The following is a 25,084-nucleotide window of genomic DNA, read 5'->3' on the forward strand; positions in this document are numbered from 1 at the left end:
CACCCACCCCATACGACAACGTCGGTCTTCAAGACCACAACCAGGTCTTGAAGACCGACGTCACGCACGGCCCCGGATTAACCAACAGCATCCCGAGGGAGGACCGGGGCCCTTCGCATCCGGTCAGCGCACGAACACTCCGGCCTGGCTCGCCAGGTCCAGGAAGTACTGCGGTGCCACGCCGAGCACCACCGTCACCGCCACGCCCACGCCGATCGCCGCCATGGTCAGCGGGGACGGCACGGCGACGGTCGGGCCCTCGGGCCGGGGCTCGCTGAAGAACATGAGCACGATCACGCGGATGTAGAAGAACGCCGCGATCGCCGAGGAGATCACACCGATCACGACCAGCGGGACCGCGCCGCCCTCCGCCGCCGCCTTGAAGACGGCGAACTTCCCGGCGAACCCGGAGGTCAGCGGGATACCGGCGAAGGCCAGCAGGAACACCGCGAAGACGGCGGCCACCAGCGGCGACCGGCGACCGAGCCCCGCCCACTTGGACAGGTGCGTCGCCTCACCGCCGGCGTCGCGCACCAGGGTCACCACGGCGAACGCGCCGATCGTCACGAACGAGTACGCGGCCAGGTAGAAGAGGACGGACGACACACCGTCCTTCGAGGTCGCGATGACACCCGCGAGGATGAATCCGGCGTGCGCGATCGACGAGTAGGCCAGCAGCCGTTTGATGTCGGTCTGGGTGATCGCGACGATCGCACCGCCCAGCATCGTGATGATCGCGACGGCCCACATGACCGGCCGCCAGTCCCAGCGCATGCCGGGCAGTACGACGTACAGCAGTCGCAGCAGCGCGCCGAAGGCCGCCACCTTGGTCGCCGCCGCCATGAAACCGGTGACTGGGGCGGGGGCGCCCTGGTAGACGTCGGGCGTCCACATGTGGAAGGGGATGGCGCCGACCTTGAACAGCAGCCCCATCACCACCATCGCGGCACCGATCAGCAGCAGCGCGTCGTTGCCCATGGTGTCGGCCAGCGCCGGGTCGACGTTGGTGACCGTGCCGTCGACGACCTGCGCGATCGTCGCATACGACACCGAGCCGGCGTAGCCGTACAGCAGCGCGATGCCGAACAGGGTGAACGCCGAGGCGAACGCGCCGAGCAGGAAGTACTTGACCGCGGCCTCCTGCGACATCAGCCGCTTGCGGCGGGCCAGCGCGCACAGCAGGTACAGCGGGAGTGAGAAGACCTCCAGGGCCACGAACAGCGTCAGCAGGTCGTTGGCCGAGGGGAACACCAGCATCCCGGCGACCGCGAACAGCAGCAGCGGGAAGACCTCGGTGGTGGTGAAACCGGCCTTCACCGCGGCCTTCTCGCTGTCGCTGCCCGGCACGGACGCCGCCTGCGCGGCGAAGGAGTCCACCCGGTTGCCGTGTGCCGCCGGGTCGAGCCGCCGTTCGGCGAAGGTGAACAGGCCGACCAGACCGGCCAGCAGAATCGTGCCCTGCAGGAACAGCGACGGCCCGTCGACCGCGATCGCGCCCATCGCCGCGATGTGCGCCTTCGTGGTGCCGTAGCCGTCGGCCGCGAGGCCGATCACCGCGGCGAAGGCGGCGGCCAGCGCGACCGCAGAGACGAACACCTGTGCGTAGTAGCGGGACTTGCGGGGGACGAACGCCTCGACCAGCACCCCGACGATCGCCGCACCGACGACGATCAGGGTCGGGGAGAGCTGTCCGTATTCGATCTTCGGCGCGTCGATCTTCGAGATCGGTTCGGCCGCGGTTGTCCACAGGCTGTGGACGGCTGCTGCACTCACTTGGCCGCCTCCACCTCGGGCTTGGGATCCTGCTTGTGTACGTCGGACATGGTCTGCTTGACCGCCGGGTTGACGATGTCCGTCACGGGCTTCGGATAGACGCCCAGGAAGATCAGCAGCACGATCAGCGGAGCCACGACCACCAGCTCACGCGCACGGAGGTCGGGCGTCGCGGAGACCTCCGGCTTCACCGGGCCCGTCATCGTCCGCTGGTACAGGACGAGGGTGTAGAGCGCGGCGAGCACGATGCCGAAGGTGGCGATGATCCCGATCACCGGGTGGCGCGTGAACGTGCCGACCAGCACCAGGAACTCACTCACGAACGGCGCGAGCCCCGGCAGCGAGAGGGTGGCCAGACCGCCGATCAGGAACGTGCCGGCGAGGACCGGGGCGACCTTCTGCACACCCCCGTAGTCCGCGATGAGCCGCGACCCGCGCCGGGAGATCAGGAAGCCCGCGACCAGCATCAGCGCGGCCGTGGAGATGCCGTGGTTGACCATGTACAGAGTCGCCCCGGACTGGCCCTGGCTGGTCATCGCGAAGATGCCCATGATGATGAAGCCGAAGTGGGAGATCGACGCGTAGGCCACCAGCCGCTTGATGTCCCGCTGGCCGACCGCGAGCAGCGCACCGTAGACGATGCTGATCAACGCCAGTACGAGGATGACGGGCGTCGCCCACTTGCTCGCCTCCGGGAACAGCTGGAGGCAGAAGCGGAGCATCGCGAAGGTGCCCACCTTGTCGACGACCGCCGTGATGAGCACGGCGACCGGGGCGGTGGCCTCCCCCATCGCGTTGGGCAGCCAGGTGTGCAGCGGCCATAGGGGCGCCTTCACCGCGAAGGCGAAGAAGAAGCCCAGGAACAGCCAGCGTTCGGTGCTCGTCGCCATGTGCAGGGAGCCGTTGGTGCGCGCCTGGGCGATCTCCGTGAGCGAGAAGCTGCCGGCGACCACGTACAGGCCGATCACCGCGGCCAGCATGATCAGGCCGCCGACCAGGTTGTAGAGCAGGAACTTGACCGCCGCGTAGGAGCGTTGCGTCGAAGCCGCCTCTTCTCCGTGCTCGTGGGCACGGTCCCCGAAGCCGCCGATGAGGAAGTACATCGGGATCAGCATGGCTTCGAAGAAGATGTAGAAGACGAAGACGTCGGTGGCCTCGAAAGAGATGATCACCATTGCCTCGACGGCCAGGATCAGCGCGAAGAAGCCCTGGGTGGGTCGCCAGCGGCGGCTTCCGGTCTCCAGCGGGTCGGCGTCGTTCCAGCCGGCGAGGACGATGAACGGGATGAGCAGGGCGGTCAGCGCGACGAGCGCCACCGCGATGCCGTCGACACCCAGCTCGTACCGGACCCCGAAGTCCTTGATCCAGGCGTGGGACTCGGTGAGCTGGTAGCGGGCGCCGTCCGGGTCGAAGCGGACCAGGACGACGATCGCGAGGACGAGCGTGGCGAGCGAGAACAGCAGCGCGAGCCACTTGGCGGCGGTGCGCCGCGCGGCCGGTACGGCGGCCGTGGCGACCGCTCCGACGGCCGGGAGCGCCGCCGTCGCTGTCAGCAGAGGAAAGGACATCGGTATCAGACCGCCCTCATCAGCAGGGTCGCGGCGACCAGTAGTGCCGCGCCGCCGAACATCGAGACCGCGTAGGAACGCGCGAAGCCGTTCTGCAGCCTGCGCAGCCGTCCGGACAGGCCCCCGAACGAGGCCGCGGTGCCGTTGACGACCCCGTCGACCAGGGTGTGGTCGACGTACACCAGGGAGCGCGTGAGGTGCTCTCCGCCGCGCACCAGGACCACGTGGTTGAAGTCGTCCTGGAGCAGGTCGCGCCGGGCTGCCCGGGTGAGCAGCGACCCGCGCGGGGCCACGGCCGGGACGGGCTTGCGGCCGTACTGTGCGTAGGCGATGCCGACGCCGACGACCAGGCACACCAGGGTCGCCCCGGTGACTGCCCAGGCACTGACCGGCGAGTTGCCCTCGCTGTGTCCGGTGACCGGCTCCAGCCAGTGCAGGAAGCGGTCGCCGAGGTTGAAGAAGAACCCGCCGAAGACCGAGCCGACGGCCAGCACGATCATGGGGATCGTCATGACCTTCGGGGACTCGTGCGGGTGTGGCTCAGCGTGCTCGCCGTGGTGCTCGGCCGCGGGCTCCGCGCTCGGCGCCTCAGGCGAGCGGGTGGGCTGGTTCCTCCAGCGCTCCTCACCGAAGAACGTCATCAGCATCACGCGCGTCATGTAGAAGGCGGTGATGGCCGCACCCAGCAGGGCCACGCCGCCGAGGATCCAGCCCTGGGTGCCGCCCTTGGCGAAGGCCGCCTCGATGATGGCGTCCTTGGAGTAGAACCCGGACAGGAACGGGAAGCCGATGATGGCGAGGTAGCCGAGGCCGAAGGTGATGAAGGTGACCGGCATGTACTTGCGCAGGCCGCCGTACTTGCGCATGTCGACCTCGTCGTTCATGCCGTGCATGACGGAACCGGCCCCGAGGAAGAGCCCCGCCTTGAAGAAGCCGTGCGTCACCAGGTGCATGATCGCGAAGACGTAGCCGATGGGGCCGAGCCCCGCGGCCAGCACCATGTAGCCGATCTGCGACATGGTCGAGCCGGCCAGCGCCTTCTTGATGTCGTCCTTCGCGCAACCGACGATCGCACCGAACAGGAGCGTGACCGCGCCGACCACGGTGACCACGAGCTGTGCGTCGGGCGCCGCGTTGAAGATCGCTGCGGACCGGACGATCAGGTACACACCCGCGGTCACCATCGTCGCGGCGTGGATGAGGGCCGAGACCGGGGTCGGGCCCTCCATCGCGTCCCCGAGCCAGGACTGCAGCGGCACCTGGGCGGACTTGCCGCAGGCGGCGAGCAGCAACATCAGGCCGATGGCGGTGAGCTTGCCCTCGGAGGCGTCACCGACGTGGCTGAACACCGGGCCGAAGGCGAAGGACCCGAAGGTCGTGAACATCAGCATGATCGCGATCGACAGGCCCATGTCGCCGACCCGGTTGACGAGGAAGGCCTTCTTCGCCGCGGTCGCCGCGCTGGGCTTGTGCTGCCAGAAACCGATCAGCAGGTAGGAGGCGAGACCGACACCCTCCCAGCCGACGTACAGCAGCAGGTAGTTGTCGGCGAGGACCAGCAGCAGCATCGCCGCGAGGAACAGGTTCAGGTAGCCGAAGAAGCGGCGGCGGCGCTCGTCGTGCTCCATGTACCCGACCGAGTACAGGTGGATCAGCGAGCCGACGCCGGTGATCAGCAGCACGAACGTCATCGACAGCTGGTCGAGGCGGAAGGTGACGTCCGCCTGGAAGCTGCCCACGGAGATCCACGTCCACAGGTGCTGGGTGAGCGTGCGGTGTTCGGCGTCCTTGCCCAGGAGGTCGGCGAAGAGGATCACGCCGAACACGAAGGAGGTCGTCGACAGGAGCGTGCCGATCCAGTGGCCGACGGCGTCGAGCCGCCGGCCGCCGACCAGCAGGACGGCCGCTCCGAGCAGGGGCGCCGCGATCAGCAGCGCGATCAGGTTCTCCACGATTCTCCCGACCCCTTACAGCTTCATCAGGCTGGCGTCGTCGACCGAGGCCGAGTGGCGGGCACGGAACAGCGACACGATGATCGCCAGACCGACGACGACCTCGGCGGCGGCGACGACCATCGTGAAGAAGGCGATGATCTGGCCGTCGAGGTTGCCGTGCATCCGGGAGAAGACGACGAACGCGAGATTGCAGGCGTTGAGCATCAGCTCGATGCACATGAACACGACGATCGCGTTGCGCCTGATGAGCACGCCGGTCGCGCCGATCGTGAACAGCAGCGCCGCGAGATACAGGTAGTTGACGGGGTTCACTTCGACGCCTCCTCGGCCCGCTTGAAGTTCGCCGGCTCGATCGTCCTGCGCTCCAGGCGCTCCTCCGCACGCTGTTCCAGGGCCCGCAGGTCGTTGAGGGCTTCCGTCGACACGTCACGGATCTGACCGCGTTCACGCAGCGTCTTGCTGACCGTGAGCTCCGACGGGGTGCCGTCGGGCAGCAGGCCCGCGATGTCGACGGCGTTGTGCCGGGCGTACACACCCGGTGCGGGCAGCGGCGGGACGTGCTTCCCCTCGCGCACCCGCTGTTCGGCCAGCTCGCGCTGCGTCTTGGCGCGCTCGGTGCGCTCGCGGTGGGTGAGCACCATGGCGCCGACGGCGGCCGTGATGAGCAGGGCGCCGGTGATCTCGAAGGCGAAGACGTACTTGGTGAAGATGAGCTGCGCCAGGCCCTGTACGTTGCCGTTCGAGTTCGCCCGGCCGGTGCCGGCGAACTCGGTCAGCGAGGCGTTGGCGATCCCGGCGAACAGCAGGACCGCGAAGCCGACCCCACACAGGAGGGCCAGCCAGCGCTGGCCCTTGATGGTCTCCTTCAGCGAGTCCGCGGCCGTGACGCCGACGAGCATCACCACGAACAGGAACAGCATCATGATCGCGCCGGTGTAGACGACGATCTGCACGATCCCCAGGAAGTAGGCCCCGTTGGCGAGGTAGAACACCGCCAGGATGATCATGGTTCCGGCGAGACAGAGCGCGCTGTGCACGGCCTTCTTCATGAAGACGGTGCACAGGGCGCCGATCACGGCGACGGTCCCTAGGACCCAGAACTGGAAGGCCTCTCCCGTGGAGGTGGAGTAGGCGGCGAGCTGCGCGGTCATCGGCCGATCACCTTCTGAGAGGCGGGTTCGTCCTCGCCGAAGGTCGAGGTGGCCTCCTGCGGCACCTCGCCCTTGGAGCGGGCAACCTGCCGTACGGTCCCGGGCGCGGCCTCGGTGACCAGGCCCCGGTAGTAGTCCTGCTCGTCCATGCCCGGGTAGATGGCGTGCGGGGAGTCGACCATGCCCTCCTCGAGCCCGGCGAGCAGCTGCTCCTTCGTGTAGATCAGGTTGGCGCGACTGGAGTCGGCCAGCTCGAAGTCGTTGGTCATCGTCAGCGCGCGCGTGGGGCACGCTTCGATGCACAGCCCGCACAGGATGCAGCGGGCGTAGTTGATCTGGTAGACGCGGCCGTACCGCTCGCCCGGCGAGTAGCGCTCCTCGTCGGTGTTGTCGGCGCCCTCGACGTAGATGGCGTCGGCGGGGCAGGCCCAGGCGCACAGTTCGCAGCCGACGCATTTCTCCAGGCCGTCCGGATGGCGGTTGAGCTGGTGCCGTCCGTGGAACCGCGGAGCCGTGGTCTTCTTCTGCTCCGGGTACTGCTCGGTCAGCCGCTTCTTGAACATGGCCTTGAAGGTCACGCCGAAGCCGGCCACGGGGTTCTGGAAGCCGGGCTTGGACTGCCCGGTCTCCTGAGGCTCCTCAGCCATCGGACGCCTCCTTTCCATCCGAAGATCCGTCACTGACAGTGTCCGGCCCACCACTGACAATCAGCTCGCGGTCGCGGCGCGAGCGGCGCCTGGGCACCGGCGGAAGTTCCTGTCCGGGCAGCGGCGGCACCGGGAACCCACCGGCCATCGGGTCGAACCCGGCGGGCTGGACGGCGGGCGGCTCGGCCTTCCCGCCCTTGTCGCGGAACATGTCGGCGACGAAGGACAGCAGAAGCAGGACCAGGACACCACCGCCGACGTAGAGGGCGATGTCGGCGAAGTCGTAGTTCTCGTTCCTGAGGGTCCGTACGGTCGCGACGAGCATCAGCCATGTCACGGAGACCGGGATGAGGACCTTCCAGCCGAGCTTCATCAGCTGGTCGTAGCGCACGCGCGGGAGCGTGCCGCGCAGCCAGATGAAGAAGAACAGCAGCAGCTGCACCTTGATGACGAACCACAGCATCGGCCACCAGCCGTGGTTCGCGCCCTCCCAGAAGGTGCTGATCGGCCACGGGGCACGCCAGCCGCCCAGGAAGAGTGTGGTGGACACGGCCGAGACGGTCACCATGTTGACGTACTCGGCGAGCATGAACATCGCGAACTTGATCGACGAGTACTCGGTGTTGAAGCCGCCGACCAGGTCGCCCTCGGACTCCGGCATGTCGAAGGGGGCGCGGTTGGTCTCGCCCACCATCGTGACGATGTACAGGATGAAGGAGACCGGCAGCAGCAGGATGTACCAGCGGTCCTGCTGCTGCTCGACGATCGTCGACGTCGACATGGACCCCGAGTAGAGGAACACGGAGGCGAACGCGGCGCCCATGGCGATCTCGTAGGAGATCATCTGCGCGCAGGAGCGCAGACCGCCCAGCAACGGATAGGTGGACCCGGAACTCCAGCCGGCCAGCACGATGCCGTAGATGCCGACCGAGGCGACCGCGAGGATGTAGAGCATCGCGATCGGCAGGTCGGTGAGCTGCATCGTGGTGCGGTGACCGAAGATCGAGATCTCGTTGTCGGCCGGTCCGAAGGGGATCACCGCGATCGCCATGAAGGCCGGGATGGCCGCGACGATCGGCGCGAGGACGTACACCACCTTGTCCGCGCGTTTGACGATGACGTCTTCCTTCAGCATCAGCTTGATGCCGTCGGCGAGCGACTGGAGCATGCCCCAGGGGCCGTGCCGGTTGGGGCCGATGCGCAGCTGCATCCAGGCGACGACCTTGCGCTCCCACACGATGGAGAACAGCACGGTCACCATCAGGAAGGCGAAGCAGAACACCGCCTTGACGACGACCAGCCACCAGGGGTCGCGGCCGAACATCGAGAGGTCTTCAGCGGCAAGGTACGGGCTCATGCCTCCACCTCCTTGGGGGCCTCACCGGCGAGCGCCGCCGGGCCGATGCGGACGAGGGAGCCGGGCTGTGCCCCGGTGTCGGAGGCGACACCGCCGCCGAGCGAGTTCAGCGGGAGCCAGACCACCCGGTCGGGCATCTCGGTGATCTGGAGGGGGATTTCCACCACCCCGGCGGGACCGGTCACGGAGAGGACGCCGCCGTTCTCGACACCTGCCTCGGCGGCCGTGGCGGCCGACACACGCGCGCGTGCCGCATGCCGGGTTCCGGCGAGTGCCTCGTCGCCCTCCTGGAGCACTCCTTGGTCGAGGAGCAGCCGGTGTCCGGCGAGCACCGCCTCCCCGGCGGCCGGACGCGGCAGCACACCCGCCGTTTCCAGCGGCTCGGAGGCCCGCGGCCCGTCCCAGGCGCCGAGCCGGTCCAGTTCCGCGCGCGTGGTCCGAAGGTCCGGCAGGCCCAGGTGTACGTCCATGGCGTCGGCCAGCATCTGGAGCACCCGCCCGTCGGACGGCGCCAGGCGGCGGGTCATCTGGTCGGGCTTGAGCGCGGCCTCGAAGGGGCGACCGCGGCCCTCCCAGTTGAGGAAGGTGCCCGCCTTCTCGGCGACCGCCGCGACCGGGAGGACGACGTCGGCGTGCTCGGTGACCTCGCTGGGCCGCAGCTCCAGCGACACCACGAACCCGGCCTCCCGCAGTGCCTCACGCGCGCGTGCCGGGTCCGGCAGGTCGGCGACCTCTACGCCCGCGACCAGCAGGGCCTGGAGCTCGCCGCTCGCGGCGGCCTCGATGATCTGGCCGGTGTCGCGGCCGTAACGGTGCGGGAGCTCGGCCAGGCCCCAGGCCGCGGCCACCTCGTCACGCGCGCGAGGGTCGGTCGCCGGGCGGCCGCCCGGCAGCAGCGACGGCAGCGCGCCGGCCTCGACGGCGCCGCGCTCCCCGGCTCGCCGTGGAATCCACACCAGCCCCGCGCCGGTCGCGGAGGCGGCGCGTGCGGCGGCGGTGAGGCCACCGGCGACCGAGGCCAGCCGCTCACCGACGACGATCACCGCGCCCTCGGTCCGCAGCGCCTCGGCGGCCAGCGCCCCGGCGTCCTCCAGGCCGACGCCGCTCGCGAGCGCGTCCAGCCACTCGGTCTCGGTCCCGGGAGCGGCCGGCAGCAGTGTGCCGCCCGCCTTCTCCAGGCCGCGAGTGGCGTGAGTGGCCAGCGAGAACACCCTCTGCTTGCGCTTGCGCCAGGCCTTGCGCAGCCGCAGGAAGACGCCGGGCGCCTCCTCCTCCGACTCGAACCCGACCAGCAGGACCGCGGGCGCCTTCTCGAGAGAGGTGTACGTGACGCCCGTACCGTCGAGGTCGCGGCCGCGCCCCGCCACCCGGGATGCCAGGAAGTCGGCCTCCTCGCTGCTGTGCACACGCGCGCGGAAGTCGATGTCGTTCGTGTCGAGGGCCACGCGCGCGAACTTGCTGTACGCGTAGGCGTCCTCGACGGTGAGCCGCCCGCCGGTCAGGACACCGGTCCTGCCACGAGAGGCCAGCAGACCCTGGGCGGCGATCTGCAGCGCCTCCGGCCAGGAGGCCGGCTCCAGCTCGCCCTCGGCATTGCGGACGAGCGGCGCCTCGAGCCGGTCCTTGAGCTGCGCGTACCGGAACGCGAAGCGGCCCTTGTCGCAGACCCACTCCTCGTTGACCTCGCGGTCCTCGGCGGCGAGCCGCCGCATGACCTTGCCGCGCCGGTGGTCGGTGCGGGTCGCGCAGCCACCCGCGCAGTGCTCGCAGACCGACGGCGACGAGATCAGGTCGAAGGGACGGGAGCGGAAACGGTAGGCCGCCGAGGTCAGCGCGCCGACCGGGCAGATCTGGATCGTGTTCCCGGAGAAGTACGACTCGAACGGGTCGCCCTCACCGGTGCCGACCTGCTGGAGCGCTCCCCGCTCGAGCAGTTCGATCATCGGGTCGCCCGCGATCTGGTTGGAGAACCGGGTGCAGCGGGCGCACAGCACGCACCGCTCGCGGTCGAGCAGCACCTGTGTGGAGATCGGGACCGGCTTCTCGTACGTCCGCTTCTTCCCTCCGAAGCGGGACTCGGCGTTGCCGTGCGACATGGCCTGGTTCTGCAGCGGGCACTCGCCGCCCTTGTCGCAGACCGGGCAGTCCAGCGGGTGGTTGATGAGCAGCAGTTCCATCACACCGTGCTGGGCCTTCTCGGCGGCCGGCGAGGTGAGGTGGGTCTTCACCACCATCCCGTCCGTGCACGTGATCGTGCAGGACGCCATGGGCTTGCGCTGGCCCTCGACCTCGACGATGCACTGGCGGCAGGCGCCGGCCGGGTCGAGCAGGGGGTGGTCGCAGAAACGGGGGATCTCGATGCCGAGCTGTTCGGCGGCCCGGATGACCAGGGTGCCCTTGGGCACGCTGATCTCGATGCCGTCGATCGTCAGCGTGACGAGGTCCTCCGGCGGGACCGCCGCCTGCCCCCCACTGGTGGGAGAACTGGTGGTCACGGTCATGCGTTCACCTCCGGGCGGTCCGCCCAGGCCGTCGACTTGGCCGGGTCGAAGGGGCAGCCCCGGCCCGTGATGTGCTGCTCGTACTCCTCGCGGAAGTACTTGAGCGAGGAGAAGATCGGCGAGGCGGCGCCGTCGCCGAGGGCACAGAAGGACTTGCCGTTGATGTTGTCGGCGATGTCGACGAGCTTGTCGAGGTCGGACATGACGCCCTTGCCGGCCTCGATGTCCCGCAGCAACTGCACCAGCCAGTACGTCCCTTCACGGCAGGGCGTGCACTTGCCGCAGGACTCGTGGGCGTAGAACTCGGTCCAGCGGGTGACGGCCCGCACCACGCAGGTGGTCTCGTCGAAGCACTGCAGTGCTTTCGTGCCGAGCATGGAACCGGCGGCGCCCACTCCTTCGTAGTCGAGGGGGACGTCGAGGTGCTCGTCGGTGAACATCGGCGTCGAGGAGCCGCCGGGCGTCCAGAACTTCAGCCGGTGCCCGGGGCGCATCCCGCCGCTCATGTCGAGGAGCTGGCGGAGTGTGATGCCGAGCGGGGCCTCGTACTGGCCGGGGCTGGCGACGTGGCCACTGAGCGAGTACAGCGTGAAGCCCGGGGACTTCTCGCTGCCCATCGACCTGAACCACTCTTTCCCGTTTTTCAGGATGGCGGGAACCGACGCGATCGACTCGACGTTGTTCACAACAGTCGGGCACGCATAGAGGCCCTCGACAGCAGGGAAGGGGGGACGCAGCCGCGGTTGACCACGGCGGCCTTCGAGCGAGTCGAGCAGTGCGGTCTCCTCACCGCAGATGTACGCGCCGGCGCCGGCGTGCACGGTGAGTTGGAGGTCGAGTCCGCTGCCCAGGATGTTCTCGCCGAGGTAGCCCGCCGCGTAGGCCTCGCGCACGGCCTCGTGCAACCGCCGCAGAACGGGGACGACTTCACCACGCAGATAGATGAAGGCATGCGAAGACCTGATGGCATAGCACGCGATGACGATGCCCTCGATGAGGCTGTGCGGGTTCGCGAAGAGGAGCGGGATGTCCTTGCACGTCCCGGGCTCCGACTCGTCGGCGTTGACAACTAGATAGTGCGGTTTTCCATCACCCTGCGGAATGAACTGCCACTTCATTCCGGTCGGGAACCCCGCGCCGCCCCGCCCGCGCAGACCGGACTCCTTGACGTACGCGATCAGGTCGTCCGGTGACATGGCGAGCGCCTTGCGGAGCCCCTCGTACCCCTCGTGCCTCCGGTAGACGTCCAGCGTCCAGGACCTGTCCTCGTCCCAGAAGGCCGACAGCACGGGTGCGAGCAGCTTCTCGGGGCTGGTGTCCTTGAGTTCGGCAGCCACGCTCATCACTCCCCCTCCTCGGCGGTAGGCCCTGCCGGGTGGGACGGGTCGGAGGCCGACGTGTCCTGCGGCGCGTCATGTGAACTGAGGTGTTCGGCCGGCGACGGCTCGTGCACCACCCGGTCCTGCGGTTCGTCGTGCGGTCCGCCGTCCCGCGGATGCACCACCCGCGCGGGTGCGGTCTCTCCCCTTGCCAGGCGAAGGCCCACCAGCGAAGCGGGTCCCGCACCGCCGCTCTCCTCGACGGCCCCTGGCCGCTCGTCGGGGAAGCCCGCCAGGATCCGGGCGGTCTCCTTGAAGGTGCACATGCGTGCCCCGCGCGTGGGCTGCACGGGACGTCCCGCGCGCAGGTCGTCGACCAGGCGTCGGGCGCTGGCCGGGGTCTGGTTGTCGAAGAACTCCCAGTTCACCATCACGACCGGCGCGTAGTCGCAGGCCGCGTTGCACTCGATGTGCTCCAGGGTGACCTTGCCGTCGCCGGTGGTCTCACCGTTTCCGACACCGAGGTGTTCCTGGAGCTCCTCGAAGATCGCGTCGCCGCCCATCACGGCGCACAGGGTGTTGGTGCAGACCCCGACCTGGTAGTCGCCGGAGGCCTTGCGCCGGTACATGGTGTAGAAGGTGGCGACGGCGGTCACCTCGGCCGTGGTCAGGTCCAGCACGTCCGCGCAGAACTGCATCCCGGTGCGCGTGACATGGCCCTCCTCGGACTGCACCAGGTGCAGCAGCGGGAGCAGGGCGGACCGGGAGTCGGGGTAGCGGGCGATGATCTCGCGCGCGTCCGTCTCCAGCCGGGCTCGGACGTCGTCCGGGTACGCGGGCGCGGGCAGCTCGGGCATGCCCAGGCTGACGCCCCGCTCCGAAGAAGAGGTGGTCACCGGTCGACGCCTCCCATCACGGGGTCGATGGACGCTACGGCGACGATGACGTCGGCGACCTGGCCGCCCTCGCACATCGCCGCCATGGCCTGCAGGTTGGTGAACGACGGGTCGCGGAAGTGGACCCGGTAGGGGCGGGTGCCGCCGTCGGAGACGGCGTGGGCCCCGAGTTCGCCCTTGGGCGACTCGACGGCCACGTACGCCTGTCCCGGCGGGACGCGGAAGCCCTCCGTGACCAGCTTGAAGTGGTGGATCAGGGCTTCCATGGAGGTGCCCATGATCTTCTTGATGTGGTCGAGGGAGTTGCCGAGGCCGTCCGGTCCGAGGGCGAGCTGGGCGGGCCAGGCGATCTTCTTGTCGGCGACCATGACCGGGCCGGGCTGCAGCCGGTCCAGGCACTGCTCGACGATCCCGAGCGACTGGCGCATCTCCTCCAGGCGGATCAGGAAACGGCCGTAGGAGTCGCAGGAGTCCGCGGTCGGGACCTCGAAGTCGTACGTCTCGTAGTCGCAGTACGGCTGCGCCTTGCGCAGGTCGTGCGGCAGGCCGGTGGAGCGCAGGATCGGTCCGGTGGCGCCGAGGGCCATGCAGCCGGCCAGGTCCAGGTAGCCGACGTCCTGCATACGGGCCTTGAAGATCGGGTTCCCGGTGGCGAGCTTGTCGTACTCCGGGAGGTTCTTCTTCATCTTCTTCACGAACTCGCGGATGTGGTCCACCGCGCCGGGCGGCAGGTCCTGCGCGAGTCCGCCGGGGCGGATGTACGCGTGGTTCATCCTGAGGCCCGTGATGAGCTCGTAGATGTCGAGAATCATTTCACGATCACGGAATCCGTAGATCATGATCGTGGTGGCGCCGAGTTCCATGCCGCCGGTGGCGATGCACACCAGGTGCGAGGAGAGCCGGTTCAGCTCCATCAGGAGCACCCGGATGATCTTGGCCCGCTCGGTGATCTGGTCCTCGATGCCGAGGAGCTTCTCGACGGCGAGGCAGTAGGCGGTCTCGTTGAAGAAGGACGTCAGGTAGTCCATGCGCGTCACGAACGTGGTGCCCTGCGTCCAGGTCCGGTACTCGAGGTTCTTCTCGATGCCGGTGTGGAGGTAGCCGATGCCGCAGCGGGCCTCGGTGACCGTCTCGCCCTCGATCTCCAGGATGAGTCGGAGCACCCCGTGGGTGGAGGGGTGCTGGGGACCCATGTTGACGACGATGCGCTCGTCGTCGGCACGGGCCGCGGACTGGACGACCTCGTCCCAGTCACCACCGGTGACCGTGTAGACGGTGCCCTCGGTGGTCTCACGTGCCGACGCGGCGGACGCGGCTGCTGACTGCGTGCTCACGAGTACGACCTCCGCTGGTCCGGAGCCGGAATCTGGGCGCCCTTGTACTCGACGGGGATGCCGCCGAGGGGGTAGTCCTTGCGCTGCGGGTGGCCCTGCCAGTCGTCCGGCATCATGATCCGGGTCAGGGCCGGGTGGCCGTCGAAGACGATCCCGAAGAAGTCGTAGGTCTCGCGCTCGTGCCAGTCGTTGGTCGGATAGACGGAGACCAGCGACGGGATGTGCGGGTCGCCGTCGGGGGCGCTGACCTCGAGGCGGAGCAGCCGGTTGTGGGTGATCGAGCGCAGGTGGTAGACGGCGTGCAGCTCGCGGCCCTTGTCGTGCGGGTAGTGGACGCCGCTGACGCCGGTACACAGCTCGAAGCGCAGGGCAGGGTCGTCGCGCAGGGTCTTCGCGACCCGCAGCAGGTGCTCGCGTTCGATGTGGAAGGTGAGCTCGCCCCGGTCGACGACCGTCTTCTCGATCGCGTTCTCGGGGAGCAGGCCCTGTTCCTCCAGGGCGCCCTCGAGTTCGTCGGCGACCTCGTCGAACCAGCCTCCGTAGGGCCGGGTCGCCGGTCCGGGGAGGCGCACCGAGCGGACGAGGCCGCCGTAGCCGGAGGTGTCGCCGCCGTTGTTGGCGCCGAACATGCCGCGCTGGACGCGGATCTCCTCGCCGCCCTGGCCGCGCCGGCCGGGGAGGTTGGAGGCGGCGAGGTCCTTCTCGGGGTTCACCCCGTTCGCGGACCCGTTCACGCCGCCCGTGCCGTTCGCGTCGCTCACCGCAGCAGCCCCTTCATCTCGATCGTGGGCAGGGCCTTGAGCGCCGCCTCCTCCGCCTCACGGGCGGCTTCCTCGGCGTTCACGCCGAGCTTGGAGGACTGGATCTTCTGGTGGAGCTTGAGGATCGCGTCCATCAGCATCTCGGGACGCGGCGGGCAGCCGGGCAGGTAGATGTCGACCGGGACGATGTGGTCGACGCCCTGGACGATCGCGTAGTTGTTGAACATGCCGCCCGAGGAGGCGCAGACGCCCATGGAGATCACCCACTTCGGGTTGGGCATCTGGTCGTAGACCTGCCGGAGCACCGGCGCCATCTTCTGGCTGACCCGTCCCGCGACGATCATCAGGTCCGCCTGGCGCGGTGAGCCGCGGAAGACCTCCATGCCGAAGCGCGCCAGGTCGTAGCGGCCGGCTCCGGTGGTCATCATCTCGATGGCGCAGCAGGCGAGGCCGAACGTCGCCGGGAAGACGGACGCCTTGCGCACCCAGCCCGCGGCCTGCTCGACGGTGGTGAGCAGGAAACCGCTCGGCAGCTTTTCTTCGAGTCCCATGTCGTTAGGCCCCTCAGTCCCATTCCAGGCCGCCACGCCGCCACACGTACGCGTAGGCGACGAAGACGGTGAGCACGAAGAGCAGCATCTCCACGAGCCCGAAAACGCCCAGGGCGTCGAAGGTGACGGCCCAGGGGTAGAGGAAGACGATCTCGATGTCGAAGACGATGAAGAGCATCGCCGTCAGGTAGTACTTGATGGGGAACCGCCCGCCGCCGGCCGGCGTGGGGGTCGGCTCGATACCGCACTCGTAGGCCTCGAGCTTGGCGCGGTTGTACCGCTTCGGACCGATCAGCGTGGCCATGACCACGGAGAAGATCGCAAAGCCTGCCCCGAGGGCTCCCAGTACGAGGATGGGCGCATACGCGTTCACCGCTCCTCGCTCCTCTCAGTCGGCACTGACTGCTGGCGGTTGCGTCGGACCATCCGCCTCACCGGTCCCACGAACCCCGCTCGTCCCGGGCGAAGATCGAGAACATGTGAAGCAGGTCACAAGCCCGACTGCCTCGCATCTTATGCCTGTCGCTCTGTGATCTGCGACACGGCGTATTACCCAAGCTTTGTGATCTCTGCCACCTGACGAAGGATCATGAAGTCGGATGAGCAGTGATCTTCATACCGGAAGCGTTCGAGTGATCACCAGAGGTGACATTTTCGCCCGTTGTCGCAGGCAGGACGGCGCGTCTCAATATCAAGAGAGTTCCCTTGCATGCAAATTCGCGCTGGAGATCAGGTCTTGATAGAGGCACCCGTTCACACGTCGGAGGGAGCCGGGGGGCGGGATGTGGGCGCGTGCACGCGTTCACGAAGTCCGTCGCGTGACCCGGCCGTGATGCGGTCGTGATCCTCGCGCGAGACGCGGCGCCGACGGTGACTGTTCCGTGACCTCCGCCACATCCATGAGAGGTCCATAAGAACCGGGCTTGGCCACCGAGCCCACTCGATGGTAGGCGGAGGGCAATTCGGACGTAATCATGAAAACCCATGATCAACGCCATGATCGCTTGCGCCCGTAATGTCCGTTACGGCGTCAATAAAGAATGACGCGTGAGGGATTCGGGGCCGAGATTGAGTAACTGTGGCGCAGCACACGTTTCTTGAAGATATGAAGGAGCCCCTGGTACCGCTTGTTCCCATGTCCCACACCGCTCACATACGCAGCCACCGGAAACCCCGCCGCAGCGCGTCGAAAATCGCGATGCGGGCTGGAGTTGCCGGTGGTGTTCTCGGCACCCTGGCAGTGGCCGGTGCGTCCGGCGCGGCGAACGCCGCCGAGCCGGTGACGCAGACCCTCGAACTGCCCACCCTGACGGCCGATGTGGCCGCTCAGGTCGCCCAGTCCGCGGACGCCACACAGCAGGCCGCCGCGAACTACCAGCTGCAGGCCGAGCGTGACGCGGCCGCCGCAAACGCCGCGAAGCAGGCCAAGGCGGACCTCGCCGACGCGAAGAAGAAGGCGGAGGCCAAGAAGAAGGCCGCCCAGGAGGCCGCCCGCAAGGAGGCCGCCGCCAACGCCCGCGCTTCGCGCAGCTCCGAGCGGACCACCCTCTCCGCCTCGGCGAGCACCGGCACCAGCACCAGCACCTCCACGAGCACGTCCACGGCGACCGGTTCGGCCGCGGCGGTCGTCAACTTCGTCAAGGCGCAGATCGGCAAGGCCTACGTCTCCGGCGCCACCGGCCCGTCCGCCTACGACTGCTCCGGCCTGGTGCAGACCGCGTTCAAGCAGGTGGGCATCAGCCTGCCGCGTGTCTCGCAGGACCAGTCGACCGCGGGTACCCAGGTCTCGCTGAGCAACCTGCAGCCGGGCGACATCCTTTACTGGGGCAGCGCGGGCAGCGCGTACCACGTCGCGGTGTACGTGGGCGGCGGCATGTTCGTCGGCGCGCAGAACCCGTCCAGCGGCGTCGGCGAGCACCCGCTCGACTACGACCCGCCGACCGGCGCCGTGCGGGTGCTCTGACCGCACCCCACCCGACGTTTGAAGGGCCGCTGCCGCTCGGGGGCAGCGGCCCTCAGGGGTCTCCTGACATCCTCGTCGACGGGCCGGACCGTCTCCGGCCCGCCAACGCGACGAAGGAGACCGAATCATGCCAAGTGTGTTCGTACAGGGGCGATCCGTCCCGTCCTATCCCCCGCTCGCGCCCGAGGCCCGGCGCGGCAAGGTGCGCCGGATCACCGAGGCGGGTGAAGAGGTGCTGCACAGGCCCTGCCGGGACGTCACCGAGTTCGGGCCGGACCTCGCCGCGCTCATCGACGACATGTTCCTCACCATGTACGCCGCCGACGGCGCGGGTCTCGCGGCGAACCAAGTGGGGGTCGATCTGCGCCTGTTCGTGTACGACTGCCCCGACGACGATGGTGTCCGACATGTCGGACACATGGTCAACCCGGTACTGGAGCCCCTGGACCCGGCGGGCCGACGGCTGCTCGTCGAGGGTGAGGGGTGCCTGTCGGTGCCGGGCGCCGTCGTGGACGTACCGCGGCCGGACCGGGCGGTGGTGCGCGGGCAGGACAAGGACGGCGGCCCGCTCGTCGTCGAGGGCACGGGCTACTTCGCGCGCTGCCTCGCCCACGAGACCGACCACACCGACGGGTACGTGTATCTGGACCGGCTCTCGAAGCGGGAGCGGAAGGAAGCCCTGCGGCAGGTGGCGGCCCGGCGGGAGGAAGTGTTCGCCCGCCGGGCCGCCAACGAGGCGGCGCTCAGCGCCTGATCACGCCTTCGGCGCCACCCTGCTGAGCCCGTTGATGATCCGGTCCATCGCGTCGCCGCCCGTCGGGTCGGTGAGGTTGGCCAGGAGCTTCAGGGTGAACTTCATCAGCATCGGGTGGGTCAGGCCGCGCTGGGCGGCGATCTGCATGACCTTCGGGTTGCCGATGAGCTTCACGAAGGCACGGCCCAACGTGTAGTAGCCCCCGTAGGTGTCCTTGAGGACGCGCGGGTAGCGCTGGAGGGCGAGTTCGCGCCCGCTGGGCGTGGCCCGCGCGTGGGCCTGGACGATGACGTCGGCGGCGAGCTGGCCGGACTCCATGGCGTAGGCGATGCCTTCGCCGTTGAAGGGGTTCACCAGGCCGCCGGCGTCGCCGACCAGCAGCAGGCCCTTGGTGTAGTGCGGCTGGCGGTTGAAGGCCATCGGGAGGGCGGCGCCGCGGATCGGGCCGGTCATGTTCTCGGGCGTGTAGCCCCAGTCTTCGGGCATGGAGGCGCACCAGGCCTTCAGGACCTCGCGCCAGTCCAGTTCCTTGAAGGAGTCGGAGGTGTTGAGCACGCCCAGGCCGACGTTGCTCGTCCCGTCGCCCATCCCGAAGATCCAGCCGTAGCCGGGCAGCAGGCGGTCCTGGGGCCCGCGGCGGTCCCAGAGCTCCAGCCAGGACTCCAGGTAGTCGTCTTCGTGGCGCGGGGAGGTGAAGTAGGTGCGGACCGCGACGCCCATCGGGCGGTCCTCGCGGCGGTGCAGTCCCATCGCCAGGGACAGCCTTGTGGAGTTGCCGTCGGCGGCGACGACCAGCGGCGCGTGGAAGGTGACCTCGCGCTTCTCCTCGCCGAGCTTGGCGGTGACGCCGGTGATGCGGCCCGTGCGGTCGTCGACGACGGGGCCGGAGACGTTGCAGCGCTCGTACAGCCGCGCGCCGGCCTTCTGCGCCTGCCGGGCGAGCTGCTCGTCGAAGTCGTCGCGCTTGCGGACCAGACCGTAGTCCGGGAAGGAGGCGAGATCGGGCCAGTCAAGCTGGAGGCGGACACCGCCGCCGATGATGCGCAGGCCCTTGTTGCGCAGCCAGCCGGCCTCCTCGGAGATGTCGATGCCCATCCCCACGAGCTGCTTCACGGCGCGCGGGGTGAGGCCGTCGCCGCAGACCTTCTCCCTCGGGAACTCGGTCTTCTCCAGTAGGAGTACGTCGAGTCCGGCCCTGGCGAGGTGGTAGGCGGTGGTGGAGCCGGCTGGCCCCGCCCCCACGACGATCACGTCGGCGGTGTTGTCGGAGAGGGGCTCGGTCACGGCGGGATCTCCCCAAGGTTCGTAATGTGCGTGCCGACCGGCACTGGACATGGGCAGTCTATTCAGCAGCATTGATCACCCGGCTGAAGGGCTGCCTCCGTGAACCGACCTCTCCCCGCGGTACGACTGCGCGTCCCCACCCACGAGGACGCCTTCACCTGGCACCGGGCCTTCGACGACCCCGAGGTCATGGAGTTCCTCGGCGGCGGGGGCGCGGCGCTGTCGTTCTACGAGGAACTGACCGCACGCCAGCGCCGGCACGACGCCGAGCGGGGCTTCTGCCTGTGGTCCCTGCTGGGCGAGGCGGACGAGGTCATCGGTTTCGCGGGCGCCCAGCCATGGCCGCACGAGTGGGGCCCGAAGGGTGAGATCGAGATCGGCTGGCGACTCGGGCGGGCCCACTGGGGCAAGGGGTACGCCACCGTGGCGGCGCGGGAGACGGTCGACCGGGTGCGCGCGGCGGGCGTACCGGACGTGATGGCCATGATCCGGCCCGGCAACGAGCGTTCCGTCGCGGTGGCCCTGCGCCTGGGCATGGAACCCGCCGAGTCCTACAACCACCCCAGGTTCGACGCGCCGGTGCACTGCTACCGGCTCAGCCTGACCTAGAGGCCGCACTCCGCTTGGGTCACCCAGAGTAGTCGATTGTCACAGAAAGACACCGAATGCTTCCGGGTGCCACACGCTCGGGGTTACCCTTCCAGTACCACTGGGGGTGACATCTGTGCGCATAACACCCAAAACACCCGAAGTGCGCGTACCCCGTCTCGTCGGCCTGATGGCCGTGGACGCGCGCGAGACCGCCCAGGCATGGGGCCTGTTCCTCAGCGCCCCGGACCGGCCGGACTTCCGCCACACCGTCGTCGACTACGTCGTACGCCAGTACCCGAAGCCCGGTGCCGAGGTGCCGCGGGACTCCCTGGTGTACGTGTGGTTCGACTTCGGTGAGGGCGAGGGCGGCGGAGGTGTCCGCGAGCCGCGCATCCCGAGACCGCCCGGAGGAGGAATGCAGCGCGAGCTGGACGAGCCCGGCGACCCGTTCGCCGTGGCCGGGTTCAGCTCTCCTTGAAGCCCCGGTGCAGGGCCACCACGCCGCCCGTCAGGTTCCGCCAGGCCACCCGGGACCAGCCCGCCTTGCGCAGCCGTTCGGCCAGCGCGGGCTGGTCGGGCCAGGCGCGGATGGACTCGGCGAGGTAGACGTAGGCGTCGGGGCTGGAGGAGACCGCCCGCGCGACCGGCGGCAGCGCGCGCATCAGGTACTCGGTGTAGACGGTGCGGAACGGCGCCCACGTCGGGTGCGAGAACTCGCAGATCACCACCCGCCCGCCGGGCCGGGTCACCCGGTACATCTCGCTCAGCGCGGCGTCCGTGTCCTGCACGTTGCGCAGCCCGAAGGAGATGGTGACGGCGTCGAACGTGTCGTCCTTGAAGGGCAGCCGTGTCGCGTCCCCGGCCGTGAAGGGCAGCCACGCGGTGCGCCGCTTGCCGACCTGGAGCATGCCCAGGGAGAAGTCGCAGGGGACGACGTAGGCACCCGTCCGCGCGAAGGGCAGCGACGAGGTGGCCGTCCCCGCGGCCAGATCCAGGACCTTCTGCGCGGGCCGCGCGTCGACCGCCTTCGCGACCTCCTTGCGCCAGCGCCGGTCCTGCCCGAGGGACAGCACGTCGTTGGTCAGGTCGTACCGTTCCGCCACGTTGTCGAACATCGAGGCGACTTCGTGCGGCTGCTTGTCCAGGGATGCGCGGGTCACGGGCCCATTGTGGCAGCAGGGTCCACGAGACCGGCGCAGCACCCTCGGGACACCGGTCACGGCAGCACCCTCGGCTTCTTCCTCGCCGCGACGTCCTCCACCCAGCCGCACACCAGGACGAAGCCCGCGATCAGGACCCAGCCGCTTCTTCCAGTCGTCGCTGTCGGTGTCGACGAAGACGCTGGTGTAGCCGTCCTCGCCGAGCTTCTTGTAGACGGGCCGGCTGTAGTTGTCGATGGCGTCCGTCTCCGAGGAGTACGGCGCCCGGAACGGACCAGCAGTGTCAGGACGGCGACTCCTCGTCCGACGACGCGGCGACCGACTGCAGCGGGGTGAAGCAGAGTTCGGGGGCGTTCGGGAAGGCGTTCGCGGGGTGAGCGGCCGTACGGGCCCTAGCGGCGCCGGAACACGAGACGTCCGCCGACGACCGTGGCCAAGCAGGTGTCCGCCCCGCGCTCGGCCAGCTCGGCCTCGTCACGGACGTCGAAAACGGCGAAGCGGGCGGCGGAGCCCTGCTGCCGCTCGGTCGCCGTCATGGGCGGCCGTGCGGAGCGGAACGGGTCGAGGGAGGGCAGGTCGCCGGGGCTGCCCAGCCGGCCCATGACGCCGATACCGCTGCGCCGGACGGCGTCCTTCACGGCGCGGTTACGGAAGGGTTCGCAGGCCACGGCGACCGTGCCCCGCGCCAGCATGCGCTGGATCCCGCGCCGGGCACTGGCGCCCCAGCGGGCGTCGTCGAGGACGAGCATGGTCAGCGCGTCCCCGGTCAGCGGCTCGGTGCCGAGGTCGTCGGCCTCTCGTGGATCCGGGTGGTACGTCCGCTCCAGCAGCTCGTTGCCGTACAGGTTGACGAACCCGGGCGTGAGGATGCCTGGCCAACTGCGCACGCGTGCGCGTGGATGCGCGGCGGCCAGCTCCTCCAGGGGACCGACGGCGGCGATCCACTCACCCTGAACGGCGAAGGCGTGGCCCCTGGAGTCGGCGTGAATCGTCAACAAGGCGGCACTAGTTGGACGCGAGCAGCTTCAGCTCGGGATGTGCCGTCCCGCCCGAGATCGCCGTCGACGAGATGTGCGACATCACCCGCTCGTCGACGGGGTCGTTCGCCGGGTCGTCGTGGACGACGAGGTGCTCGTAGGTCGTCGCCCGCTGGGCCGGGACGCGGCCCGCCTTCCTGATGAGGTCGATGATCTCGAGGCGGTTGGAGCGGTGCTTGGCGCCGGCGGAGGAGACCACGTTCTCCTCCAGCATGATCGAGCCGAGGTCGTCCGCGCCGTAGTGCAGCGACAGTTGGCCGACCTCCTTGCCGGTGGTCAGCCAGGAGCCCTGGATGTGCCGGACGTTGTCGAGGAAGAGGCGGGCGATCGCGATCATCCGCAGGTACTCGAAGAGCGTGGCCTGGGTGCGGCCCTTCAGGTGGTTGTTCTCGGGCTGGTAGGTGTACGGGATGAACGCCCGGAAGCCGCCTGTGCGGTCCTGGACGTCCCGGATCATCCGCAGGTGCTCGATGCGCTCGGCGTTCGTCTCGCCGGTGCCCATCAGCATGGTCGAGGTGGACTCCACGCCCAGCCGGTGTGCGGTCTCCATGATCTCCAGCCAGCGCTCACCGCTCTCCTTCAGCGGGGCGATGGCCTTGCGGGGCCGCTCCGGGAGGAGTTCGGCGCCGGCACCCGCGAAGGAGTCCAGGCCAGCCTCGTGGATGCGGGTGATGGCCTCCTCCACCGAGACACCGCTGATCCGGGCCATGTGCTCGACCTCGGAGGCGCCCAGCGAGTGGATGACCAGCTGGGGGAACTCCTTCTTGATGGCGGCGAAGTGCCTCTCGTAGTACTCGACGCCGTAGTCCGGGTGGTGCCCGCCCTGGAACATGATCTGGGTGCCGCCGAGCTCGACGGTCTCCGCGCAGCGGCGCAGGATGTCGTCGAGGTCGCGGGTCCAGCCCTTCTCGGTGTCCTTGGGGGCCGCGTAGAAGGCGCAGAACCTGCACGCCGTGACGCACACGTTCGTGTAGTTGATGTTCCGCTCGATGATGTACGTGGCGATGTGCTCGATACCGGCGTACTTGCGGCGCCGTACCGCGTCGGCGGCAGCGCCCAGCGCGTGCAGCGGGGCGTCGCGGTAGAGGACGAGCGCCTCCTCGGGGCTGATCCGCCCACCGGCGGCGGCACGGTCGAGCACGGACTGAAGGTCGGCCTTCTCGGTCACCGGCGTCCCTTTCGCAAGGTTCACAATTGGGGTTGTGGACGGACCGAACCAGCCTACGTCAGGCTGTTCGCCCGGCTGACGTCAGGCCGTGTACGCGCCGATCAGCAGCCCCACGAAGGCCCCCGCGATCAGGAACGGCCCGAACGGAATCATCGTCTTGCGGCCCGCCCGCCGGACCACGACGAGCGCGCCGCCGTACAGCGCCCCGAACAGGAACCCGGCGAAGGTGCCGAGCATCACCGTCGGCCAGCCGTACCAGCCGAGCGCGGCCCCCGTCGCCAGCGCCAGTTTCACATCGCCGAAGCCCATGGCGCCGGGATTGACCAGCCACAGCACGAAGTAGCCGGCGCCGAGGGCGAAGGTGCCCAGCAGGGCGGTGAGCCAGTCCCCGGAGTGCTCGGGGACGAGGGTGACCAGCGCGAGCAGCCCGAGCGCGGCCCCCGCGAGCGGCAGCGTCACCACGTCCGGCAGTCGCTGCACCCGCAGGTCCACCACCGCCAGCAGCACCGCGAGCGGCGCGAGCAGCAGCCATACCCCGAGCTCGGGCCGGGTGCCGGTGGCGGCGGCGAGGGCGGCGCAGACCAGGGCGGTGACGGTGGCGAGCTGAAGGCCGCTCGGGCCGTACGACGACTGGGGCCAGGGGCATCGCGCACACCGCGCCCGCCCGACCCACCCCGCGACCAAATGCCCGCCCGGGCAGTTCTCCCGCCACTGCTCCTCCGGGGGGACGGAGAAGCGGTAGGCGGCCCTGGGCAGCAGCGCGCCCGCCGCCGCACCCCACAGCGCGGCGGTCACGACCAGCAGGGCGTCGCTCATCCGGCCGCGGCGACGCCGTCGCGCCATGTCGGGACGGAGAGCCCCGGCCTGAAGCCGGCGGCCGTGGCGCCCACGAGCAGCAGCGCGCAGACGAGTTGCCGGGCGGGCAGCTGCCCGGGCCCGGCCCCGGGCGCGCCGACGACCAGCCGGAGCAGGGCGACGAAGGCCAGGAACGCCTTGCCGAAGTCCCCGTACGTACGCTGCCGCGCACGCACCGGTTGCGGTGTCCGATTCCGCGGGCTCACCGGGCCCCCGCTGGAGCTTCCCGTGGAGCCTGGTGTGCTGTGTCGCGCCATGGGGGGTGTCCTGGGTCGTGGTGGGGAGGAGTTGGCCCGGGGATGGGCCGGGGGTGGGCCGGGGGTGGGCCGAGCCTACGGAGATCCTATTGACCCGCACTGACACGGCGAAGCACGGAGGAAGACCGGCCGCCCGTCGACCGCCCCTTCCCGCACGCGACGCCTCCCGCTCCGCCCACGGTCCCCCACGCGTGGGCCAGTT

24 protein-coding genes and 1 pseudogene are annotated in these 25,084 nt (G+C 69.2%); 5 read left to right on the forward strand and 20 right to left on the reverse strand.

Annotation, left to right across the window (positions count from 1 at the left end; all coding sequences use genetic code 11):
* Positions 1–123: 123 nt before the first annotated feature.
* From nuoN to ACFYZQ_RS34250, 14 genes are read right to left on the reverse strand one after another with little or no spacing between them, the layout of a single operon-like run.
* Positions 124–1,773: an NADH-quinone oxidoreductase subunit NuoN gene (nuoN, locus tag ACFYZQ_RS34185; protein ID WP_389156420.1), complete on the reverse strand. Its 1,650-nt coding sequence runs from the start codon at positions 1,771–1,773 to the stop codon at positions 124–126.
* Complete coding sequence (locus ACFYZQ_RS34190) at positions 1,770–3,341, reverse strand: NADH-quinone oxidoreductase subunit M (protein WP_389156423.1); 1,572 nt, start codon at positions 3,339–3,341, stop codon at positions 1,770–1,772. Before ACFYZQ_RS34190 ends, nuoN begins: the two co-directional genes overlap by 4 nt.
* A gap of 5 nt (positions 3,342–3,346) precedes the next feature.
* On the reverse strand, positions 3,347–5,293 hold the full coding sequence (gene nuoL, locus ACFYZQ_RS34195) for an NADH-quinone oxidoreductase subunit L (protein ID WP_389156426.1): 1,947 nt from the start codon (positions 5,291–5,293) through the stop codon (positions 3,347–3,349).
* A 15-nt stretch (positions 5,294–5,308) separates the two neighbouring features.
* Entirely contained in the window at positions 5,309–5,608 is a 300-nt protein-coding gene (gene nuoK / locus ACFYZQ_RS34200; protein ID WP_361449666.1) for an NADH-quinone oxidoreductase subunit NuoK, read from the reverse strand.
* The gene (locus ACFYZQ_RS34205) at positions 5,605–6,447 is read right to left on the reverse strand and encodes an NADH-quinone oxidoreductase subunit J (protein ID WP_389156429.1); all 843 of its coding nucleotides are present in this window, start codon (positions 6,445–6,447) and stop codon (positions 5,605–5,607) included. The genes nuoK and ACFYZQ_RS34205 overlap by 4 nt, the downstream gene beginning before the upstream one ends.
* Complete coding sequence (gene nuoI, locus ACFYZQ_RS34210) at positions 6,444–7,094, reverse strand: NADH-quinone oxidoreductase subunit NuoI (protein WP_389156432.1); 651 nt, start codon at positions 7,092–7,094, stop codon at positions 6,444–6,446. The genes ACFYZQ_RS34205 and nuoI overlap by 4 nt, the downstream gene beginning before the upstream one ends.
* Positions 7,087–8,451: an NADH-quinone oxidoreductase subunit NuoH gene (nuoH, locus tag ACFYZQ_RS34215; RefSeq protein ID WP_389156435.1), complete on the reverse strand. Its 1,365-nt coding sequence runs from the start codon at positions 8,449–8,451 to the stop codon at positions 7,087–7,089. Before nuoH ends, nuoI begins: the two co-directional genes overlap by 8 nt.
* Positions 8,448–10,952: an NADH-quinone oxidoreductase subunit G gene (locus tag ACFYZQ_RS34220; protein WP_389156437.1), complete on the reverse strand. Its 2,505-nt coding sequence runs from the start codon at positions 10,950–10,952 to the stop codon at positions 8,448–8,450. Before ACFYZQ_RS34220 ends, nuoH begins: the two co-directional genes overlap by 4 nt.
* Complete coding sequence (gene nuoF / locus ACFYZQ_RS34225) at positions 10,949–12,298, reverse strand: NADH-quinone oxidoreductase subunit NuoF (protein WP_389156440.1); 1,350 nt, start codon at positions 12,296–12,298, stop codon at positions 10,949–10,951. The genes ACFYZQ_RS34220 and nuoF overlap by 4 nt, the downstream gene beginning before the upstream one ends.
* Positions 12,295–13,167: an NADH-quinone oxidoreductase subunit NuoE gene (gene nuoE, locus ACFYZQ_RS34230; protein ID WP_389156443.1), complete on the reverse strand. Its 873-nt coding sequence runs from the start codon at positions 13,165–13,167 to the stop codon at positions 12,295–12,297. Before nuoE ends, nuoF begins: the two co-directional genes overlap by 4 nt.
* Positions 13,164–14,501: an NADH-quinone oxidoreductase subunit D gene (locus tag ACFYZQ_RS34235; RefSeq protein ID WP_389156446.1), complete on the reverse strand. Its 1,338-nt coding sequence runs from the start codon at positions 14,499–14,501 to the stop codon at positions 13,164–13,166. The genes nuoE and ACFYZQ_RS34235 overlap by 4 nt, the downstream gene beginning before the upstream one ends.
* Positions 14,498–15,262 carry an NADH-quinone oxidoreductase subunit C gene (locus ACFYZQ_RS34240; RefSeq protein ID WP_389156449.1) on the reverse strand — a complete coding sequence of 255 codons (765 nt, stop codon included), beginning with the start codon at positions 15,260–15,262 and terminating at the stop codon, positions 14,498–14,500. Before ACFYZQ_RS34240 ends, ACFYZQ_RS34235 begins: the two co-directional genes overlap by 4 nt.
* On the reverse strand, positions 15,259–15,813 hold the full coding sequence (locus ACFYZQ_RS34245) for an NADH-quinone oxidoreductase subunit B family protein (RefSeq protein WP_007383964.1): 555 nt from the start codon (positions 15,811–15,813) through the stop codon (positions 15,259–15,261). Before ACFYZQ_RS34245 ends, ACFYZQ_RS34240 begins: the two co-directional genes overlap by 4 nt.
* Before the next feature lie 13 nt (positions 15,814–15,826).
* A complete protein-coding gene (locus ACFYZQ_RS34250) occupies positions 15,827–16,186 on the reverse strand; it encodes an NADH-quinone oxidoreductase subunit A (protein WP_007383963.1) in 360 nt (119 codons plus the stop codon).
* Between the two features lie 762 nt (positions 16,187–16,948).
* On the opposite strand from ACFYZQ_RS34250, the gene ACFYZQ_RS34255 reads away from it, so the two are divergent.
* Positions 16,949–17,776 carry a C40 family peptidase gene (locus tag ACFYZQ_RS34255; protein ID WP_389156452.1) on the forward strand — a complete coding sequence of 276 codons (828 nt, stop codon included), beginning with the start codon at positions 16,949–16,951 and terminating at the stop codon, positions 17,774–17,776.
* Between the two features lie 127 nt (positions 17,777–17,903).
* Positions 17,904–18,530 carry a peptide deformylase gene (gene def, locus ACFYZQ_RS34260; protein WP_389156455.1) on the forward strand — a complete coding sequence of 209 codons (627 nt, stop codon included), beginning with the start codon at positions 17,904–17,906 and terminating at the stop codon, positions 18,528–18,530.
* Here def and ACFYZQ_RS34265 read toward each other — a convergent pair whose 3' ends face one another.
* Entirely contained in the window at positions 18,531–19,865 is a 1,335-nt protein-coding gene (locus tag ACFYZQ_RS34265) for a geranylgeranyl reductase family protein (protein WP_389156458.1), read from the reverse strand.
* A gap of 48 nt (positions 19,866–19,913) precedes the next feature.
* Here ACFYZQ_RS34265 and ACFYZQ_RS34270 point away from each other — a divergent pair, with 48 nt between their 5' ends.
* Both ACFYZQ_RS34270 and ACFYZQ_RS34275 read left to right on the forward strand, forming a co-directional pair.
* The gene (locus ACFYZQ_RS34270) at positions 19,914–20,423 is read left to right on the forward strand and encodes a GNAT family N-acetyltransferase (RefSeq protein WP_389156461.1); all 510 of its coding nucleotides are present in this window, start codon (positions 19,914–19,916) and stop codon (positions 20,421–20,423) included.
* 142 nt (positions 20,424–20,565) lie between these two features.
* Positions 20,566–20,883 carry a PASTA domain-containing protein gene (locus tag ACFYZQ_RS34275; protein ID WP_389156464.1) on the forward strand — a complete coding sequence of 106 codons (318 nt, stop codon included), beginning with the start codon at positions 20,566–20,568 and terminating at the stop codon, positions 20,881–20,883.
* On the opposite strand, the gene ACFYZQ_RS34280 is transcribed toward ACFYZQ_RS34275, so the two are convergent.
* A complete protein-coding gene (locus tag ACFYZQ_RS34280; protein WP_389156467.1) occupies positions 20,870–21,565 on the reverse strand; it encodes a demethylmenaquinone methyltransferase in 696 nt (231 codons plus the stop codon). The two genes, ACFYZQ_RS34275 and ACFYZQ_RS34280, sit on opposite strands and share 14 nt — an antisense overlap.
* Positions 21,566–21,837: 272 nt before the next feature.
* Here ACFYZQ_RS34280 and ACFYZQ_RS34285 point away from each other — a divergent pair.
* Positions 21,838–21,942, forward strand: a pseudogene (locus tag ACFYZQ_RS34285) (hydrolase); the annotation flags it as partial.
* Positions 21,943–21,957: 15 nt separating this feature from the next.
* Here ACFYZQ_RS34285 and ACFYZQ_RS34290 read toward each other — a convergent pair.
* The 4 genes from ACFYZQ_RS34290 to ACFYZQ_RS34305 all read right to left on the reverse strand — a co-directional run bounded on the left by ACFYZQ_RS34290 (position 21,958) and on the right by ACFYZQ_RS34305 (position 24,801).
* Positions 21,958–22,563 carry a hypothetical protein gene (locus ACFYZQ_RS34290; protein ID WP_389156469.1) on the reverse strand — a complete coding sequence of 202 codons (606 nt, stop codon included), beginning with the start codon at positions 22,561–22,563 and terminating at the stop codon, positions 21,958–21,960.
* 7 nt (positions 22,564–22,570) lie between these two features.
* Entirely contained in the window at positions 22,571–23,770 is a 1,200-nt protein-coding gene (gene mqnC / locus ACFYZQ_RS34295; RefSeq protein ID WP_389156472.1) for a cyclic dehypoxanthinyl futalosine synthase, read from the reverse strand.
* An 81-nt stretch (positions 23,771–23,851) separates the two neighbouring features.
* The gene (locus ACFYZQ_RS34300; RefSeq protein WP_389156750.1) at positions 23,852–24,586 is read right to left on the reverse strand and encodes a prepilin peptidase; all 735 of its coding nucleotides are present in this window, start codon (positions 24,584–24,586) and stop codon (positions 23,852–23,854) included.
* A complete protein-coding gene (locus tag ACFYZQ_RS34305; RefSeq protein ID WP_389156475.1) occupies positions 24,583–24,801 on the reverse strand; it encodes a hypothetical protein in 219 nt (72 codons plus the stop codon). Before ACFYZQ_RS34305 ends, ACFYZQ_RS34300 begins: the two co-directional genes overlap by 4 nt.
* Positions 24,802–25,084 lie beyond the last annotated feature (283 nt).

It is taken from the genome of Streptomyces sp. NPDC001843 (genome assembly GCF_042891955.1).
Taxonomy (GTDB): Bacteria; Actinomycetota; Actinomycetes; order Streptomycetales; family Streptomycetaceae; genus Streptomyces.

Excerpts from the sequence above, each read along its gene's own strand:
- ACFYZQ_RS34190 (WP_389156423.1), bottom strand. The coding sequence starts at position 3,341 with ATGTCCTTTCCTCTGCTGACAGCGACGGCGGCGCTCCCGGCCGTCGGA.
- ACFYZQ_RS34205 (WP_389156429.1), bottom strand. The coding sequence starts at position 6,447 with ATGACCGCGCAGCTCGCCGCCTACTCCACCTCCACGGGAGAGGCCTTC.
- nuoI (WP_389156432.1), bottom strand. The coding sequence starts at position 7,094 with ATGGCTGAGGAGCCTCAGGAGACCGGGCAGTCCAAGCCCGGCTTCCAG.
- nuoH (WP_389156435.1), bottom strand. The coding sequence starts at position 8,451 with ATGAGCCCGTACCTTGCCGCTGAAGACCTCTCGATGTTCGGCCGCGAC.
- ACFYZQ_RS34220 (WP_389156437.1), bottom strand. The coding sequence starts at position 10,952 with ATGACCGTGACCACCAGTTCTCCCACCAGTGGGGGGCAGGCGGCGGTC.
- ACFYZQ_RS34245 (WP_007383964.1), bottom strand. The coding sequence starts at position 15,813 with ATGGGACTCGAAGAAAAGCTGCCGAGCGGTTTCCTGCTCACCACCGTC.
- ACFYZQ_RS34255 (WP_389156452.1), top strand. The coding sequence starts at position 16,949 with ATGTCCCACACCGCTCACATACGCAGCCACCGGAAACCCCGCCGCAGC.
- def (WP_389156455.1), top strand. The coding sequence starts at position 17,904 with ATGCCAAGTGTGTTCGTACAGGGGCGATCCGTCCCGTCCTATCCCCCG.
- ACFYZQ_RS34265 (WP_389156458.1), bottom strand. The coding sequence starts at position 19,865 with ATGTCCAGTGCCGGTCGGCACGCACATTACGAACCTTGGGGAGATCCC.
- ACFYZQ_RS34300 (WP_389156750.1), bottom strand. The coding sequence starts at position 24,586 with ATGAGCGACGCCCTGCTGGTCGTGACCGCCGCGCTGTGGGGTGCGGCG.